The organism is Aliiroseovarius halocynthiae (assembly GCF_007004645.1).
GTDB lineage: Bacteria > Pseudomonadota > Alphaproteobacteria > Rhodobacterales > Rhodobacteraceae > Aliiroseovarius > Aliiroseovarius halocynthiae.
The window spans coordinates 59,804-76,080 of sequence record NZ_ML660027.1 but is presented as its reverse complement, the minus strand read 5'-3'; the positions used below and the strand labels follow the sequence as shown (position 1 = coordinate 76,080).

The 16,277-nt window shown below is 57.2% G+C and carries 16 protein-coding genes; 5 read left to right on the top strand and 11 right to left on the bottom strand.

Annotated features, from left to right (window positions below):
- Positions 1–90 precede the first annotated feature (90 nt).
- The 8 genes from FIL88_RS15605 to mutM all read right to left on the bottom strand — a co-directional run bounded on the left by FIL88_RS15605 (position 91) and on the right by mutM (position 8,383).
- Positions 91–711: a LysE family translocator gene (locus FIL88_RS15605; RefSeq protein WP_142854812.1), complete on the bottom strand. Its 621-nt coding sequence runs from the start codon at positions 709–711 to the stop codon at positions 91–93.
- The gene (locus FIL88_RS15600; protein WP_142854811.1) at positions 708–1,124 is read right to left on the bottom strand and encodes a VOC family protein; all 417 of its coding nucleotides are present in this window, start codon (positions 1,122–1,124) and stop codon (positions 708–710) included. The genes FIL88_RS15605 and FIL88_RS15600 overlap by 4 nt, the downstream gene beginning before the upstream one ends.
- Positions 1,121–2,230 carry a DNA replication/repair protein RecF gene (gene recF, locus FIL88_RS15595; protein WP_185960982.1) on the bottom strand — a complete coding sequence of 370 codons (1,110 nt, stop codon included), beginning with the start codon at positions 2,228–2,230 and terminating at the stop codon, positions 1,121–1,123. Before recF ends, FIL88_RS15600 begins: the two co-directional genes overlap by 4 nt.
- A gap of 36 nt (positions 2,231–2,266) precedes the next feature.
- Positions 2,267–3,385: a DNA polymerase III subunit beta gene (gene dnaN / locus FIL88_RS15590; protein WP_142854809.1), complete on the bottom strand. Its 1,119-nt coding sequence runs from the start codon at positions 3,383–3,385 to the stop codon at positions 2,267–2,269.
- Positions 3,386–3,521: 136 nt separating this feature from the next.
- Positions 3,522–4,886: a chromosomal replication initiator protein DnaA gene (dnaA, locus tag FIL88_RS15585; protein ID WP_142854808.1), complete on the bottom strand. Its 1,365-nt coding sequence runs from the start codon at positions 4,884–4,886 to the stop codon at positions 3,522–3,524.
- Between the two features lie 604 nt (positions 4,887–5,490).
- Complete coding sequence (gene rpsT, locus FIL88_RS15580) at positions 5,491–5,754, bottom strand: 30S ribosomal protein S20 (protein WP_142854807.1); 264 nt, start codon at positions 5,752–5,754, stop codon at positions 5,491–5,493.
- Between the two features lie 935 nt (positions 5,755–6,689).
- Positions 6,690–7,466, bottom strand: a complete 777-nt coding sequence (locus FIL88_RS15575) for an enoyl-CoA hydratase (protein ID WP_142854806.1) — start codon at positions 7,464–7,466, stop codon at positions 6,690–6,692.
- Between the two features lie 65 nt (positions 7,467–7,531).
- Positions 7,532–8,383, bottom strand: a complete 852-nt coding sequence (gene mutM / locus FIL88_RS15570) for a bifunctional DNA-formamidopyrimidine glycosylase/DNA-(apurinic or apyrimidinic site) lyase (RefSeq protein WP_142854805.1) — start codon at positions 8,381–8,383, stop codon at positions 7,532–7,534.
- Positions 8,384–8,457: 74 nt separating this feature from the next.
- Here mutM and ubiE point away from each other — a divergent pair, with 74 nt between their 5' ends.
- Positions 8,458–9,210, top strand: coding sequence for a bifunctional demethylmenaquinone methyltransferase/2-methoxy-6-polyprenyl-1,4-benzoquinol methylase UbiE (gene ubiE, locus FIL88_RS15565; protein ID WP_142854804.1), 753 nt, complete (start codon positions 8,458–8,460; stop codon positions 9,208–9,210).
- A gap of 1 nt (position 9,211) precedes the next feature.
- Entirely contained in the window at positions 9,212–10,741 is a 1,530-nt protein-coding gene (ubiB, locus tag FIL88_RS15560; protein WP_142854803.1) for a 2-polyprenylphenol 6-hydroxylase, read from the top strand.
- Here ubiB and FIL88_RS15555 read toward each other — a convergent pair.
- From FIL88_RS15555 to FIL88_RS15545, 3 genes are read right to left on the bottom strand one after another with little or no spacing between them, the layout of a single operon-like run.
- Positions 10,727–11,638 (bottom strand): phosphotransferase family protein, encoded by a 912-nt coding sequence (locus tag FIL88_RS15555; RefSeq protein ID WP_142854802.1) that lies wholly within the window; start codon positions 11,636–11,638, stop codon positions 10,727–10,729. The genes ubiB and FIL88_RS15555 overlap by 15 nt on opposite strands.
- Before the next feature lie 36 nt (positions 11,639–11,674).
- Entirely contained in the window at positions 11,675–12,355 is a 681-nt protein-coding gene (locus FIL88_RS15550; RefSeq protein WP_142854801.1) for a flagellar hook capping FlgD N-terminal domain-containing protein, read from the bottom strand.
- Between the two features lie 10 nt (positions 12,356–12,365).
- Positions 12,366–13,781: a flagellar hook-length control protein FliK gene (locus FIL88_RS15545; protein ID WP_185960981.1), complete on the bottom strand. Its 1,416-nt coding sequence runs from the start codon at positions 13,779–13,781 to the stop codon at positions 12,366–12,368.
- 276 nt (positions 13,782–14,057) lie between these two features.
- Between FIL88_RS15545 and FIL88_RS15540 the strand changes: the two genes are divergently transcribed.
- From FIL88_RS15540 to FIL88_RS15530, 3 genes are all read left to right on the top strand, one after another.
- The gene (locus FIL88_RS15540) at positions 14,058–14,354 is read left to right on the top strand and encodes a rod-binding protein (RefSeq protein WP_142854842.1); all 297 of its coding nucleotides are present in this window, start codon (positions 14,058–14,060) and stop codon (positions 14,352–14,354) included.
- Positions 14,341–14,676, top strand: a complete 336-nt coding sequence (locus tag FIL88_RS15535; RefSeq protein WP_142854799.1) for a flagellar biosynthesis protein FlgN — start codon at positions 14,341–14,343, stop codon at positions 14,674–14,676. Before FIL88_RS15540 ends, FIL88_RS15535 begins: the two co-directional genes overlap by 14 nt.
- A 203-nt stretch (positions 14,677–14,879) precedes the next feature.
- Positions 14,880–16,217, top strand: a complete 1,338-nt coding sequence (locus tag FIL88_RS15530) for a flagellin (RefSeq protein ID WP_142854798.1) — start codon at positions 14,880–14,882, stop codon at positions 16,215–16,217.
- Positions 16,218–16,277 lie beyond the last annotated feature (60 nt).

The following is a 16,277-nucleotide window of genomic DNA, read 5'->3' as shown; positions in this document are numbered from 1 at the left end:
ACAAGTTTTCCGCCTAGGACGGCGATGTTTTTCCGATGGCTTTTGCGCCTGTCGCCACCACCTTGGAATTCCACCAACGGACCGCGCGTCTCAGGTGAATGGAATGATGCATCCCACGATGATCAACAGCCCACCCGCAACCTGATTCATCCGCTGAACCGCCGCCTCGGATGACAGCAAAGCCCGCGCACGTCCGACAAAAAAAGCGATCATCAAATTGCCAACCAAAGGCACCACGAAAGACGCGGTCGCAATCAGCAGGATATCCTGTTTCGTCAGTGCCGAAAGATCAAAGAAGCCCGGCAATACCCCCATATAGAACAGGATGGCCTTGGGGTTTGCCAGGATCACGATCAGGCCGGCCAGGAACCCCGCCACCACCCCCGGCTGTGTCAACTTACCATCTGTGCGGATTTTGCCCTTCGCCGACCGCAAGATCGTGAACCCCATCCACAGGAAAAACAACGCGGCGACGATCTTCAGGGCAAACATTGCCCCATCGAAACTAGAGGCGATCCAGCCCATTCCAAGCGCCGCGGCAATCGCCCAGAAGAAATCTCCGATGGCGACCCCCATCGTCAGCGGCCATGCTTGCTTGAACCCACCCGCCAATGTGCGCGCCACCAGCGCCACCCAGACCGGACCGGGGGTTAGAAACAGGATGAACAGACCGATGATGTAGAAGCCAAGCTCGGTGAAGGTGATCGTCATGTTAGGTGGCCATCTTCGTCTAGTTCCCAATACGGGTTCATTGCGTATTCCCAGACATGCCCGTCGGGATCTGCGAAATAACCTGAATATCCGCCCCAAAATATCTTGTCGGGTCGCGTGACAACCGTGCCGCCTGCGGCGATTGCTGCGTCATAGGCCGCGTCAACTTCGGCCTCGGTGGGGAAGTTCTGGCCCAGCGTCATAGCGCCCACGCCAAGCGCTTCGACCGGGCGCTTCATGTCTTCGGCCAACCCGTCCAGCGTATAGAAACCGAACTTCATGCCGTTCATGTCATAGAACGCCACTTTTTCCATGACGTTCGACGGTTCCCACCCGATGGCGTTATAAAACGCAACAGCCCTGTTCAGGTCTTTCACTCCCAAAGTGATCAACGTCACGCGATTGGTCTTCATCCTGAAATCTCCTTCACATCCGAGACTCCATCGACCTCGGTCACTTCAAAATGGCTGGCGCGATCGCCCAGCTCGGTAAATAATTCCGGCCCGGTACCAGTCATGAAGGCCTGCGCACCCAGCGCGCAGATCTCATCGTACAGGGCAGCGCGGCGGTCTGCGTCCAGATGCGCTGCAACCTCATCCAACAACAGGATCGGGGGGGCTCCGAAATCCCGCGCCAGCGCGCGACCATTGGCCAAGATCAGCGACACCAAAAGCGCTTTCTGTTCGCCCGTCGAACAATCCCGCGCCGCCACGCCCTTGGCGGCATAGACGGCCGCCAGATCCGAACGGTGCGGGCCAACCAATGATCGACCCGCCAGCAAATCACGCGAACGGCTGTCCGCAAATGCCACGGCCAGATCACTTTCACTGCCCGGTAATACGCTTTCATCCGCCTGAACCAATGACAGATCCGCAACCGGAAAGGCCGTTTCCGCCTTCGCCTGCGCCTCTTGCAATTGTTCTAGACACTCAGTGCGATTTTCAATGATCCGCGCACCTGCCTGCGCCATCTGCGCCTCAAGCGCGCCGTACCAATGGGCGTCACGCTGCCCATCTTTCAGCAACCGATTGCGTTCACGCATCGCTTTTTCATAGGTCAGAACCGCATCGGCGTGGCAGGGCTCGAAGCTCATCGTCATGCGATCCAGAAACCGCCGCCGTCCCTCGGCACCTTCGACCCACAGCCGGTCCATCACCGGCACCAGCCAGACAATCCGTGCGATCCGGCCAAGCGCAACCTGCGCGGCGGCCTTCCCGTCGATCTTCACCTGACGCGAGGCCCCGGCCTCTAGCCATGTCTCGACCTCGTGCATCTGATGCAGACTTTGCAGCACGCCAGAGATTTTCCAGCCCAGCGCTTCGGGCTTGCGGATCATCTCGTCCAGCGCGGCCCGGCGCAGCCCGCGCCCGGGGGACAGCATCGATACGGCTTCAAGGATGTTGGTTTTCCCAGCCCCGTTGCACCCATGAATGGCAACAGGCCGCCCATCCAAGGATAGGCGGGCCAGCTTGTGACTGCGAAAATGGCTGAGTGTCAGCTCGCGAAGGGCGAGTGTCATCACGCCCTCCTTTTCAACGCTTCAAAGACCCGTTGGTCACACGCGCATCGGCATAACGACGTAAACGGCACTGGTATCATTGCCTTCACGCATCAAGGTCGGATCGCCCGAGGAATTGAACATGAAGACAGCGTTTTCACGATCTACCTGGCTGGCGATTTCCAACAGGTACTTGGCGTTAAAGCCAATCTCCAGACGCTCGTCGCTGTAAGCCACCGCCAGCTCTTCTTCCGCCGCACCGGCATCCGGGGCATTCACGGACAGAACCAGACGGTCTTCGTCCAGCTGCAACTTCACCGCACGCGAGCGTTCGCTGGACACGGTGGCCACGCGGTCCACAGCCTGCGCGAATTCCGAGGCATCAACTTCCAGCTTGCGCGTGTTACCCGATGGGATCACGCGGGTGTAATCGGGGAAGGTGCCGTCGATAACTTTCGAGGTCAGAGTGATGACCGGGGTCGCAAAGCGCACTTTGGTTTCCGAAACCGACACAGCAATCGTCGCGTCGTCGTCATCCAGAAGCTTGCGCAGCTCGCCGACCGTTTTACGGGGCACGATGACGCCCGGCATCTCTTCTGCACCGGGGGGCAAATCGGCGTCGATGCGGGCCAGACGGTGACCGTCAGTCGCAACCGCACGCAGAACCTTGCCGCCCTCGGCATCCGACACGTGCATGTATACACCGTTCAGATAGTAACGAGTCTCTTCCGTCGAGATTGCAAATTTCGATTTGTCGAACAGACGACGCAGAACTGGCGCCGGGGCCGAGAAATTGGCCGAGTATTCCGACGATGCCATCACCGGGAAATCTTCCTTGGGCAAGGTCGCAAGCGAGAAGCTGGAGCGGCCAGCCTCGACGCTTAGGCGTCCGGTGGCACCATCATCGGTCAGTTGAACCAAAGCCCCGTCGGGCAGTTTTCGCACGATTTCATGCAGCGTCACAGCCGACACGGTCGTTGCGCCCGCGCGTTCGACCATGGCGTCGGTTTTGTCGACCACCTCGATATCCAGATCGGTGGCACGGAAGGACACGCTGTTGCCTTCGGCTTCTATCAAAACGTTAGCCAAGATTGGAATGGTGTTCCGGCGCTCAACCACCGATTGCGCCTGTGCCACGGCCTTCAGAAGCGCGCCGCGTTCAATACTGATCTTCATGTCCCACTCCTGACAGATACCGGGGCGCAGACCATATCAGGATCCCCGCCCGGCTCAATTCTTTATTCGGAATGTCCGCTTCTTTCTTGGGCGGGTCAAGGCTTTAAGGCCTTAATCCCTCCAATTCTGGTGCGGTTTACGCTTCCAATGCGCGGCGCAGCAACTCAAGATCTTCTGCGATTTGATCATCGACGCCCTTCAGTTCGTCGATCCGCTTGACGCCATGCATGACCGTGGTGTGATCCCGACCGCCAAAACGACGCCCGATTTCCGGCAGCGACCGCGAGGTCATGTGCTTTGCCAGATACATTGCCACCTGACGTGGACGTGCAATGGTACGCACGCGCTTGGGACCGATCAGATCAGACAGACGGATGTTGTAATGCTCGGACACTTTGCGCTGGATCTCTTCCACGGTGACCTTGCGGTCCGACGCACGAAGGATATCCCCCAGACAGTCCTGTGCCAACTCCAACGTGATCTCGCGACCCACAAGAGACGCGAATGCAAACAGACGCATCAAGGCGCCTTCCAGCACACGAACGTTGGTCGAAATGCGATGCGCCAGGTATTCCAGCACGCCATCGGCAATCACCAAGCCTTTATACTGCTCGCGATAGGCATTGACCTTGGTTTGCAGCACACCCAAGCGCAATTCATAGTCGGTCGGGTGCAGATCCACTACCAGCCCGCATTGCAGGCGGCTTTTGATGCGATCCTCAAGATCCTTGATCTCGCCTGGCGCACGGTCAGCCGAGATGATGATCTGTTTGTTCTGGTCCACCAGCGCGTTAAACGTGTGGAAAAATTCTTCCTGCGTGCTGTCCTTGCCTGCGATGAATTGAACGTCATCCACCATCAGCACATCGACCGAACGGAACAGCTGTTTGAAGTCGATCATCTGCTTTTCACGGATCGCCTGAACGAAGCGATACATGAATTGCTCGGCGGAAAGATAGACAACGCGCAGGTCGGGCTGACGCGTCTTCATCTCATGCGCGATGGCGTGCATCAGGTGCGTTTTCCCCAGACCAACGCCACCGTACAGGAACAACGGGTTAAACGTGACGGGACCGCCTTCACCGACGCGGCGGGCCGCTGCGTGGGCCAGCTCGTTCGGCTTGCCGACCACAAAGCTGTCAAAGGTGAAACGTGCATCAAGCGGCGCACCGGGCAGATCGCTGATGTCTGGCTTGGCAATGGAAGGCGCGGGGGTGGCGGCTTTCTCGGTCGGTTGTGCCGCAGGGCGCGGTTTGACCTTCTCCGGCACCGTAAATTCGAGACGCGCAACTTTGACGCCCTCGGTGTTCAGATGGTTCAGAATTTGATCCCCAAAATTCTGACTAACCCAATTTCCCAAGAAGTTCGTCGGAACCAAAAAGCGCGCAACGCCACCTTCAAGTTCCGCAAATTCCAAGGGTTCAATCCAGCTGGTATAGTTGTTTTGTCCCACTGCTTTTTGCAGCTTGTTTCGGACCTTGCCCCATTCTTCGTTCGTCATTTTACCTCGACCCAGCGTTTGTTCTTGAAGACCGCCCAAGACAGTCCTTCACAGGCACTAATATCCTATTCACACGCCGCACGTGCGGCGCACCCCTTCGTCGCGAAACACGAAATCCACAGCCCGCTGGCCACGAGCTTGATTTGAACGCCGCGCCAAACAGGAACCGTGCAATATGGTTACCCATATTGACGAGGTGTCCGTTCGGACGTTCGGAACTTGACAGTCTGCTCGACCACCCTTGCAGGCAGGGCGGCAATGCGCCTTGCTAGGCCCCTTTGCAGGTCGGCGCATAGCAGGCAATGGGATTTGACCTCAAAGAATCAAATCCTAATGTGGCAAAAGGGGATTTCCCCTTATAATTCGTGAGTTTGCCCCACGTTTGTCTGATAGTCCCAAGTCGGCGAAGTGAATCGCTGAAGGCAAGCTAGCAACCTGTCAGCGGGGCACGCAATAGAACTTCATGCTTGACTCTGCCTTTCCCAAAACGAATCCCAAACACGGCTGGCAAAATCAAATTTCTTGGCAGACTTAGCAAAAAGAGCGTGCCCAATTGGACACGCTCTTTTTTTGTTTTCGGATGCTGATCAGCAGTTAAGCTGATTCAGCCCAGTGCTTTTACACGTGCGCTCAGACGCGAAATTTTACGCGACGCGGTGTTCTTGTGGTAAACCCCTTTGGTGACGCCACGCATCAGCTCGGGCTGGGCCGCTTTCAGGGCAGCAGCGGCTGCGTCTTTATCACCCGTTTCCAGGGCTTCTTCTACAGCGCGCAGGAAGGTGCGGATGCGCGAACGGCGGGCTTTGTTTACAGCGAAGCGGCGCTCGTTCTGGCGGGCACGTTTTTTAGCTTGGGGCGAATTTGCCATGTGTCTGATCCCTCTTTCGGGTGTGTTACGTTGTCAAAGCTGCGCGTACAGCACCCGACCGGGTTCAGAACCGGTGATTCTGGCCTAAGCGGGCCTCACGCGCATGGATGGATCGTCATTTATCCGATCCAGAAACAAATGGAAAGGCGTAATTAGTCAAAGTTGTGTGTTCGGAAAGGAAGGCTGTACTTGTTCGAAAATGCATTCACTTTATCTCGTAGCCTGTTTTTGAACACATGCCATTCCCGACAATATCGCTTGTCCAATCCGCATCGCCCTCGTCTGGATGAACGATAGGACCGACGGGAAAAGCATAACCACCGCCCTGCTCTGACAGCCAGCAACGGATCAATACATCCACTGGTGCCCAAATACATTGACTGTGCCTCAAGCAATTCTGCGCTCCGCGCCTACTCCAGAGCAATCCAAATGTACCATAAGGAAACCTGTAGGATCTTTGAAGCGTGTGGGTGAAGCCATTAAGCAAAATGTCAGCCACAGTCGTCACAATTGAATCTGCGGCTGCCCGAGATTAACAAGAGACCAATCAGCGTCGACTTCGTTCAACACATGCACGGTACGCGCACAAAACTCCAGGAGCCCGGATGGGGGGAGTACATCATCCTCCAAAACAACCCCAGATTCTGCGCCTGAGGCTAAGAAACTTTCAGCGGCTCGAATGTGGCTAACGAACCACCCAATCTCGCCCGGAAGGACATCGCGCCCGATCGCTGTCGCACATCTCGAAACCATGGACCGACGCACCGCGGGCGTCACAGGCTTCGACACGTCTGTACGGTAGCGAAATGCGCTCGCAATGCGTGGCAAATTTTGCCATGCGACCAACGCTATCCAGAAGATTTATTACAAGGACTTCGGCCATTAATGCCCAATTTCCCTGATACTTTACTGTCTGTTCTCCACCAGACAATCAGTCACCTATCGCGGAACTGCGGTTCACGTTTTTCGTTGAATGCGGCCATGCCCTCTTTCTGGTCCTCGGTCGCAAAAAGCGAATGGAAAACGCGGCGCTCGAACAACAGGCCTTCGGTCAGCGGCAGTTGCTCGGCGCGGTTCACGGTCTCTTTGATGGCCATCACAGTGATCATCGATTTCTCGGCAATCTTTGCAGCAGCCGACATGGCTTCGGACATCAACTTCTTCGCGGGCACCACGCGGCTGACAAGGCCGGAACACTCGGCTTCCTCGGCATCCATGAAACGGCCAGTCAGGTTCATATCCATTGACTTGGCGCGACCGACCAGTTTGGTCAGGCGCTGCGTGCCACCAATCCCCGCCATCACACCAAGATTCACTTCGGGCTGACCGAATTTAGCAGTGTCCGCCGCAATGATGAAATCGCACATCATCGCCAGCTCGCAGCCACCGCCCAGCGCATAGCCCGATACGGCCGCGATGATCGGCTTGCGAATACGCATGATCGCCTGCTCTTCCGCGGTGAACAGATCGCCCGCGAAGACATCGACAAAGCTTTTCTCGGCCATCATCTTGATGTCTGCGCCGGCGGCGAATGCCTTTTCCGATCCGGTGATGACGATGCAGCGCACCTTGTCATTGGCTTGCGCCTCGGCCAGCGCCTCGCCCAGTTCACCCAGCAGCTCCAGGTTCAAAGCGTTCAGGGCGTCCGGCCGATGCAGTTTGACCAGTGTAACGTGATCTTCGGTTTCAACGATGATGTTTTTATAGGCCATGGATGTCCTGCCTTTGTCGCAATTGGTTGAGGCGGAGTCCTAGCACGCCACCCCGTTGGATCAAGTTATCTTTGGCATTGCGGGCAATAGAATGTCGAGCGCCCAGATTGGGATATTCGCGCGATTTCCTTTGTGCAGCCTGATGTGACGCAACGTTCACCTTCACGGCCATAAACGCGGAAATTGTGTTGAAAATAACCAAGATCGCCATCTGCCTGTCGGTAATCTTTCAGCGACGACCCACCGCTTTCGATGGCGTCCGACAACACATCGCGAATGATCGGAACCAAACTGGCAACACGCTGTTTCGCGATCTTCGCCGCCTTGCGTGTGGGATGAATCCCAGCCCGAAACAGCACTTCACAGACATAGATGTTACCAAGCCCCGCGATGATTCCCTGATCCAAAAGCGCCGTTTTGATTGGAGAGTTCTTCGTGCGAAGCGCCTCAACCAGATACGATTCGTCGAACTGGTTGCCTAGGGGTTCCGGCCCCAAGACGCGGATCAGCTTGTGATCATCCAGCGCACCCGTCGGGCACAGATCCATAGCGCCAAACCGACGCGGGTCATTGAACGTCACCCGCGCCCCGTTCTCCATATCAACGACCACGTGGTCATGCTTTTCAGGCGCGGGGTGTTCGTGATGGAACTTGCCGAGCTTATGGCCCGAGATCAGCATCCGCCCCGACATCCCCAGATGCACGATCAGCGTCTCATCCGTATCCAGATCCACCAACAAGTATTTTGACCGTCGCCCCAGCCGCGCAATCGTTGCGCCGGTCAGCCGTTCGGCCATCCGATCCGGAAACGGCCAGCGCAATCCTTCGCGCCGCGTTTCGGCCTTCGCAATCCGCACGCCCTCCATAACGGGCAACAAACCGCGACGTACTGTCTCGACCTCCGGTAATTCGGGCATGTTCAAAGCCTCTCCATTGTGCGTGCCTTACTGTCGCGATATGAGGGATCAACCGCAAGAAGCGAGTATGCCCAATGAGCACGTCAGACAACCGCACCACACATTTCGGGTTCAAAACCGTGAACGAAGACGACAAGGCCGGAATGGTTCATGGCGTCTTTACTAATGTGGCTTCGAAATACGACATCATGAACGACGTGATGTCTGTCGGCATTCACCGCGTCTGGAAAGATGCGATGATGGATTGGCTGACCCCGCGTGACGGGCAGCGCCTGTTGGATGTGGCAGGCGGGACCGGCGACATCTCGTTCCGGTTTCTTGGCCGCGCTCCGGGGGCTGAAGCCGTTGTTCTGGACATGACCGAAAGCATGCTGGTCGAAGGCCGGCAACGCGCTGAAGCCTCGCATCTTGCTGATCATCTGGACTGGGTTGTTGGCGACGCGATGGCCCTGCCGTTCGAAGATAACAGCTTTGACCGCTATACGATCAGCTTCGGCATCCGCAACGTGACCCGCATCCCGGACGCCCTGAAAGAGGCGTATCGCGTGCTGAAGCCCGGCGGACGTCTGATGGTGCTGGAATTCAGCCAGCTGCCGGATGAGGGCATGCAGAAGCTTTATGATCTCTATTCCTTCAACGTCATTCCCAAGATGGGGCAACTGATCGCAGGTGACGCGGATAGCTATCAATATCTGGTCGAATCAATCCGCAAATTCCCGGATCAAGACAGTTTCGCTCAGATGATCCGCGAAGCAGGATTTGACAACGTGAAGTATCGCAATCTGTCGCTGGGCATCGCTGCCCTGCATTCTGGGTGGAAAATCTAAGATGCGTGGCCCCCACAACATCTGGCGCCTGATCCGAACTGGCGCAACCTTCCAACGCACCGGCGCAATGGGTGTCGTACTGGACGCGATGAAAGCCCCGCCTGCCATCCGCATCGCGGCACATGTGGTTGGCTGGCCCTTTGCGTGGCTTGGAAAGAAGGGCGACCCCAATCTGCCCCCCGTGACCCGCGCGATTACCGCGCTTGGTCCTGCCTACATCAAGTTCGGCCAGATCATGTCGACGCGCCCCGATGTGGTTGGTCCCGAGCTGGCAGACCAGTTGCAATATCTGCAAGACAAGCTGCCACCCTTCGAGCAATCCGTTGCACGTCGCATGATCGAGAAAGAGCTGGGGATCGACATCGACAGCGTGTTCTCCGAATTCTCGGAACCCGTCGCTGCCGCCTCGATCGCGCAGGTTCACAAGGCGCGCTTGGCTGACACAGGTGAAGCAGTCGCCGTCAAGGTGCTGCGCCCCGGCATCGAACGCGCATTCCGCACCGATATTGACGCCTTCCATTTCTCGGCCCGCGTGATCGAGATGCTGCTGCCCTCGACCCGCCGCTTGCGCCCGACCGATGTGGTCGAGCACTTCGAAAGCGTCGTGATGGGCGAGCTGGATTTGCGCCTTGAAAGCGCATCAGCCAGCGAATTCGCCGAAAACACAGCGAAGGACGATGGTTTTGTCGTGCCCGAGGTGAACTGGGGCCTGTCCGGCCGCACCGTCATGACCCTTGGCTGGGGCGAAGGCATTCCGGCCAACGATTTGGACGCCATCCGTGCATCCGGTTTGGACATGAAGCATCTGGGCGAACGTGTGTTGCAGCTGTTTCTGTCCCACGCATTGCGCGACGGGCTGTTTCACGGGGATATGCATCAAGGCAACCTGAAATTCGCCGCCAATGGCGACATAATCGCGCTGGATTTCGGGATCATGGGGCGGATCGACGAATACACCCGCCGCGTCTATGCCGAGATCCTGTATGGCTTCATCACGCGCAACTATCGCCGTGTCGCCGAGGTGCATTTCGAAGCTGGCTACGTTCCTGCCGACCGCGATGTCGAAGAATTCGCCCGCGCCCTCCGCGCCGTCGGCGAGCCGATTTTCGGCATGAATGCTACACAAATTTCGATGGGGCGCTTGCTGGCGTATCTGTTCGAAGTGACCGAGAAATTCGGAATGGAAACACGGACCGAACTGATCCTGTTGCAACGCACAATGGTCGTGGTCGAGGGCGTATCCCGGTCCCTTTCCCCGGACATCAACATCTGGAAGGTCGCCAGACCCGTGGTGGAAAGCTATATCTCGAACTCGATCGGGCCAAAGGCGTTGTTGCAGGATTTGGTGCTTACAGCCCGCGTTCTTGCCCGTTTTGGCCCCCGTTTGCCTGAACTGGCAGAAGCCGCTTTGATCCGCCAATCCGAAGCACATGCAGAAAGCGACCGTGCCCGACCGTTGCGTGCGATGAGTTATGTTACCCTTGGTGGCGGACTTGCATTGGCGGCGGTCTGGATCTCAACCCTGCTCTGACGCGCGGATTTCGAGATCCGCAACCGCGCCATAGGCCGCGTCGCCTTGCGCGGTTTTCCAGTGGCAATAACACGCCATCCTCCAATGAAAGAGTGGCGCCAGCGCTTTGTAGCGGGCAACGCCAACCGCATCCCCCCCGGCGGCCTCGTAGGCGGCAAGGAACGCGGACCGTTCTTCCGCCGTAAGCGGCCGGTTGCCATAAAGAACCTGCATTGCGGGTGACAAAAAGATCGCAAGATCTGCCGCAGGATCGCCAATACTTGGACATTGCCAGTCGATCAGACGCAGGCCGTCCTTGGCGTTCACGATATTGCCCGGCACCACGTCTCCATGCAGAAACCGCCGCGTCGGATTTGGTGCGGCCTTGGACATTGCGGGCGGGCGCGGCAAATCAACTTTCGCAGCACGCGCCATCGCCTCGGTCTCGGCAATCAAAGTTACGGGCGAGGTGATCGTCTCGGGCAGTCCTTCAGGTGGAAGGGTTTGGTGAAGCCGAGCCATCAAGATGGCCACATCTTTGACATCGCCGCGCCAAGCAGCGCCCTCGATGTGGCGATACAGCACGCTTGCACCCAGCGCGCTGTCCATGAACGCCACGAAGTCGGGGGCAATACCAGAGCCAGTCAAGTGCTTCAGCGCCAGCGCCTCGCGCGTGCCATCATTGGCAAATAAAGGTGTGACGGCCGCGTCATCATAAAGTTTGCAGACCAAATCAGCCCGCGCGTCATCGAACGTGATTCGCCAGACTGGATTGCTGCGCCCCCCGAAAAGCTGGGTCCATATTGCCCCTTCAGGAACATGCCCATCTTCTTGCCAAATCAGCGCCAACGCCCGCTGAAGCGCATCATGGTCATGCACGGGGAGCATACTTACAGAGTTGGTATCGCGCAGCGTCATGCGCCTTGTATAACCCGCAGTTCAGGGGGCGAAAACTTATTCCGCGGCCTCACGCAGGGCAGAAACGGCATCTGCTGTCACACGTTCACCGCTTTCCAGCACCAACCACAACTGCCCACCATTGTTTTGCGTCTCAACAATGCGCCCATAGCTTTCTACGGGATCCGTCGAAAGGTGTAACCCGTTGCTGCGGCTTGTCAGCTCGAACGAATAGACACCATGTGGGAAGCTTTGTCCGGTTCCGTCCAACCCATCCCATTCGACGGGATCCGTCGAAACTGGCAACGGCTTGCTGTCGACAATCGTGCCTTCCGCGTTTTTCACCACAAGAATGACTTCGTCCGCAGCGGCAACCGGGTTCGGCGACAGCGTGATGGGATCACCATCAAATTGAACGGGGGCAGCGACACGCGCCTCTTTGCCGACCCAATCTGCGATATCTGACATCCCCATCAAGCCCAGCTGAACACCCATGTTCTTCAAAAGATCATTCGTGCGCACCTGCTGCTCAACACCCGAGAACGTGGCCAGTTGCACCGCATAATCTGTCGATTCAATCGGGTTCAATGGGTCTTGGTTCTCCATCTGAGCCGTCAGCATCACCAGAAAGGTTTCGAAATCAGACGATATTTTCGGCCCATCCGATCCCGACGCCTGTACATAGTCGGCGGGCGGGGCGGTCAACGCTGATGGCATGGCTGTTGGGGTTACACTCATGCTGTGCTCCTTATACTCGAATATCCACGCCGGTTTGACCCGCGACGTTCAACACGATCGGCGTGTCATCCGCAGGTCCGGCAAGGGTGTTATGCGTGTCAGTTTCCGCGAACCCCGGCCTGCCATCACCCGAGGGTGATCCGTCGCCGCCGTCCGCAGTTTGCTGTTGAAAAGTAAAGCTGACATCCGACAGACCGGATGTTCGAAGATCCTGCGCCAACTGATCGATATGTCGACGCATCAGATCCAGCGTATCGGGGCGTTCGAAACTTAGCGTCACATGCATCGAGGAACCATCAGACTGAAACGACATCCTAAGCCGCCCTAACTCCTCGGGGCTGAGCGTAAGTTCCACAGGCCGGTCCGGTTGCTGTCGAATAATCTCGGAAATCTGGGCTGAAACCATGCGCGGAATCTCAGGCCCGCGGGCTGGTGGTGATTGCTTCGATTCACTGGACTGGATCGAGACATGATCGACACTTCGAAACCCAATATCGTCTTCAATCGACTGTTCAGCATCAACCTCGGACTGCATAGCCATGACAAAGGGATTGGTCTGGGCGATTTGAACCGCCATATGGCTTGGAGCTGTGTCGCCGGTGGTGGATTGCGCGACAGTACGCTGACCCGTCACACGCGCCTCGCCACCTGAATTGGTATATTCCCTTGGCGTTTGATCGTTATCCGTTGCGACATCGACCGGCACAGCCGGGTTCGCCATGGCCTGCGAACTGCTTTCGGTTTGGGCTATCGCCGGGCGATTGACGGGCATGATACTCGGGGGTGTTGAAGGCCCCTCTTCAAGCAGTCGCAGATCGGCGCCCACCTCTTTCCCAGCAAACCCCATCACCCCAACCTGCACGGTCACGGGCGGGATCATTTGGGTTGATGATGTTGGCGTCGCATTCGGCATCCGATCAACGGCATGCTTTGCCGTCGCCGTGTCAGCCCGCGTTGCGTGGTTTAATGCGTTCTGCGCTTCAGGGCCATGGCCTTTAGCGTCAGGATTTTCGATGCGTCCTACGCGATTCTCTGGCAGCAACCCGATGGCGGTCTCGACACTCACTTGCGCTTGCTGCTCTGTAAGACCCTGTGCGGGCAGAGAGACAGGCACGCTTCCTGCCGGCAAACCGGAATCAGGTCCTTCATAATTTCGCTTATTCAACTCTGACGTGGCGGTGGTTTCGGTCAGGCGTGCTCCCGGCATCTCTGGCATCACATCCTGCTGAGCTTTTGCCCGAATGGCGGCATCACTGCCGCCCAAACCATCCACTTCAGGAACACGTCGAACCTGCTGGCCCCCATCCACCTGAGCAAAGGGAGTATCGGCCGCTTCCAATTCTTCGCGATTCGCGGTGTCGAGAGTGGGGCTAGGCTCTTCAAAACCCGCCTCGTCGGAAAACGTCTCGGGGTCCTGAGCATCCACAGCATGCTCAGGAGGCAACACCGCTTGCTGTGCAAGAAACACAACATCAAACGTCGCCGCCTCACTTACGCCTGCGCGCCCGCTCCCCTCTGGCACAGGGGGGGGAAGATCATGGTCCGTTTGCCCCATCTGGGGGGGGAGAGGTCGTGCAATCTGCATCTGGTCCGTCCGGGAGTTCTGCCTCGGTTGAATTCAGAATTGCAGACGGGAATTACCAAATCTTTACTGGTGTTGGGGATAGTTGGAAAAACCGCGATCAATTTGAAAGGTCAGGCGATGGATCCGATATCAGGCCTTGCGACGCCTCTAACGACACAAAAAACCGCCCCTCAAGAAAGCGATGGTGCTTTGTGGGATGCGGCGAAAGAACTTGAGGCAAGCTTTCTTTCCGAAATGCTAAAATCCGCCGGCATTGGCAAAACACCGGACAGTTTCGGAGGGGGAATCGGTGAAGATCAGTTCGCCTCGTTTCTGCGACAAGAACAAGCGCGCACCATGGTCGATAGCGGCGGCATTGGCCTGGCTCAATCACTTTTTGAAGCATTGAAGGAGCAATCAGATGTCTCACGTTGATGCCCTGCTATCTCTCTTGGACGATGAGCGTCGCTTGATTTTAGATGGTGACCTTTTGGCCCTGCCAAAACTGGGGCTGGCGAAAGAACAAGCGCTATCCGAACTACGCCATCATACTCCAAGCCAAAGCCAGCTTGTCAGAATCCAGACCGTTCTTGCGCGCAATCAGCGCCTGTTATCCGCTGCGGCAAATGGGATTCGCGCCGCACAGAACAGAATTGATGCTATTCGAAACCCAGATCGAAGCGTCAAAACATATACGCGTGCGGGCGCTGCACAAACCATCGCGCCAACACCTTCCAGCTTCGAGAAGCGTGCGTGACCAGATCAGTTTAACTCAACTTGTGGGTAACTGGGGCAGAACGATTCAGCATTCCTTCAGAATTTCCATCGCAGGGTCGTCAGGCACCCAGGCGGGTGGCGCAGCCGACAGTTTCGGCCTGCAGATGTCAGAAGGCAAAGGTCCCCACATGAATCGGGGTCATGAAAACAGGCGCAAAGCGCCTAAGATTGAAGGAACTAAAGATGTCCAGCATTTTGACAAACAACAGCGCCATGGTGGCCCTGCAAACGCTGAAATCTATCAACTCGAACCTTGCCTCTACCCAGTCGGAAATCTCGACCGGTAAAGCGATTAGCTCGGCCAAAGACAACGCCGCTGTCTGGGCCATCTCGAAAGTCATGGAATCTGATGTGAAGGGCTTCAAGGGCATTTCGGAAAGCCTTTCGCTGGGCGAATCGACCGTCGCTGTTGCGCAAAAAGCCTCGGAAACGGTGACCGATCTGCTGACACAGATGAAGGGTAAGATCGTTGCTGCTCAGGAAGAGAACGTGGACCGTTCGAAACTGCAGACCGACATTGCCGCGCTGCGCGATCAGATCGGCTCGGTTGTGAATGCAGCCCAGTTCAATGGTCTGAACCTGATCGACGGCTCAAGCACTGACACAATGGACGTTCTCGCGTCGCTGGATCGTGATTCGTCGGGCAACGTGACCGCGCGCCATATCGAAGTCGGACGTCAGAACCTGTCCGTGACCACTCCGGTGACCTCGGCCGCGTTCGGGACAACGGACCCAGCGTCGCAGGCAGCAGGTAACGCGCTGATTCAAGCGGGTGCGAACAACACCCAGATTGACGACACAGCTTTTGATCCGACGTCGCCGGTCGCAACGATTGCAGATGGCGGCAACCTGACCTTCACCATTGGCTCGGTCAGCGAAGGCGATAGCTATCAGGTCATTCTGGATGATGTGAATGTCAATGTTGCCGGTGGCGGCACATCGTTGGGCCAGCGAACCTTTGAATATGTCGCTGGTGCCAATGACGGTACTGCTGATGTTGCGCAGCAACTGGTGTCACAGATCAGCTCGTTCTTCGCGGCGGCAACCGGGTCGGCTGAAGGCTACTCGATTGCTCAGGGAACAGGCGGCAACACCAACCAGTTCACCATCACGAATGGAGCGGGCGGTGCGGCCGGCAACATTAACGTGGGCGTACGCGCACAAACCGGCGGAACACCGGGCACCACAACGGCCTCTGGTGGCCTGGGTAGCCTGCAGACCATCGACGTGACCAACGACGCTGGTGCAACAGGCGCTCTGACCGCAATCGAGGGATTGATCGACCAGTCGATTGATGCCGCTGCAGCCTTTGGCTCGGCTCAGGGTCGGATCGAGACGCAGTCGAACTTCATCTCGTCTCTGTCAGATTCGCTGACCTCGGGCATTGGCGCGCTGGTCGACGCCGATATGGAAGCGACCTCGGCACGTCTGCAAGCCCTGCAGGTTCAGCAGCAGCTTGGCACCCAAGCGCTGTCGATCGCAAACCAGGCGCCGCAGAACATCCTGTCGCTGTTCCGCTAAGGGCATGATGCGGGGCGCCAAAAGGTGCCCCGTACTCCCTTGATTGACCTTAATCGTTTC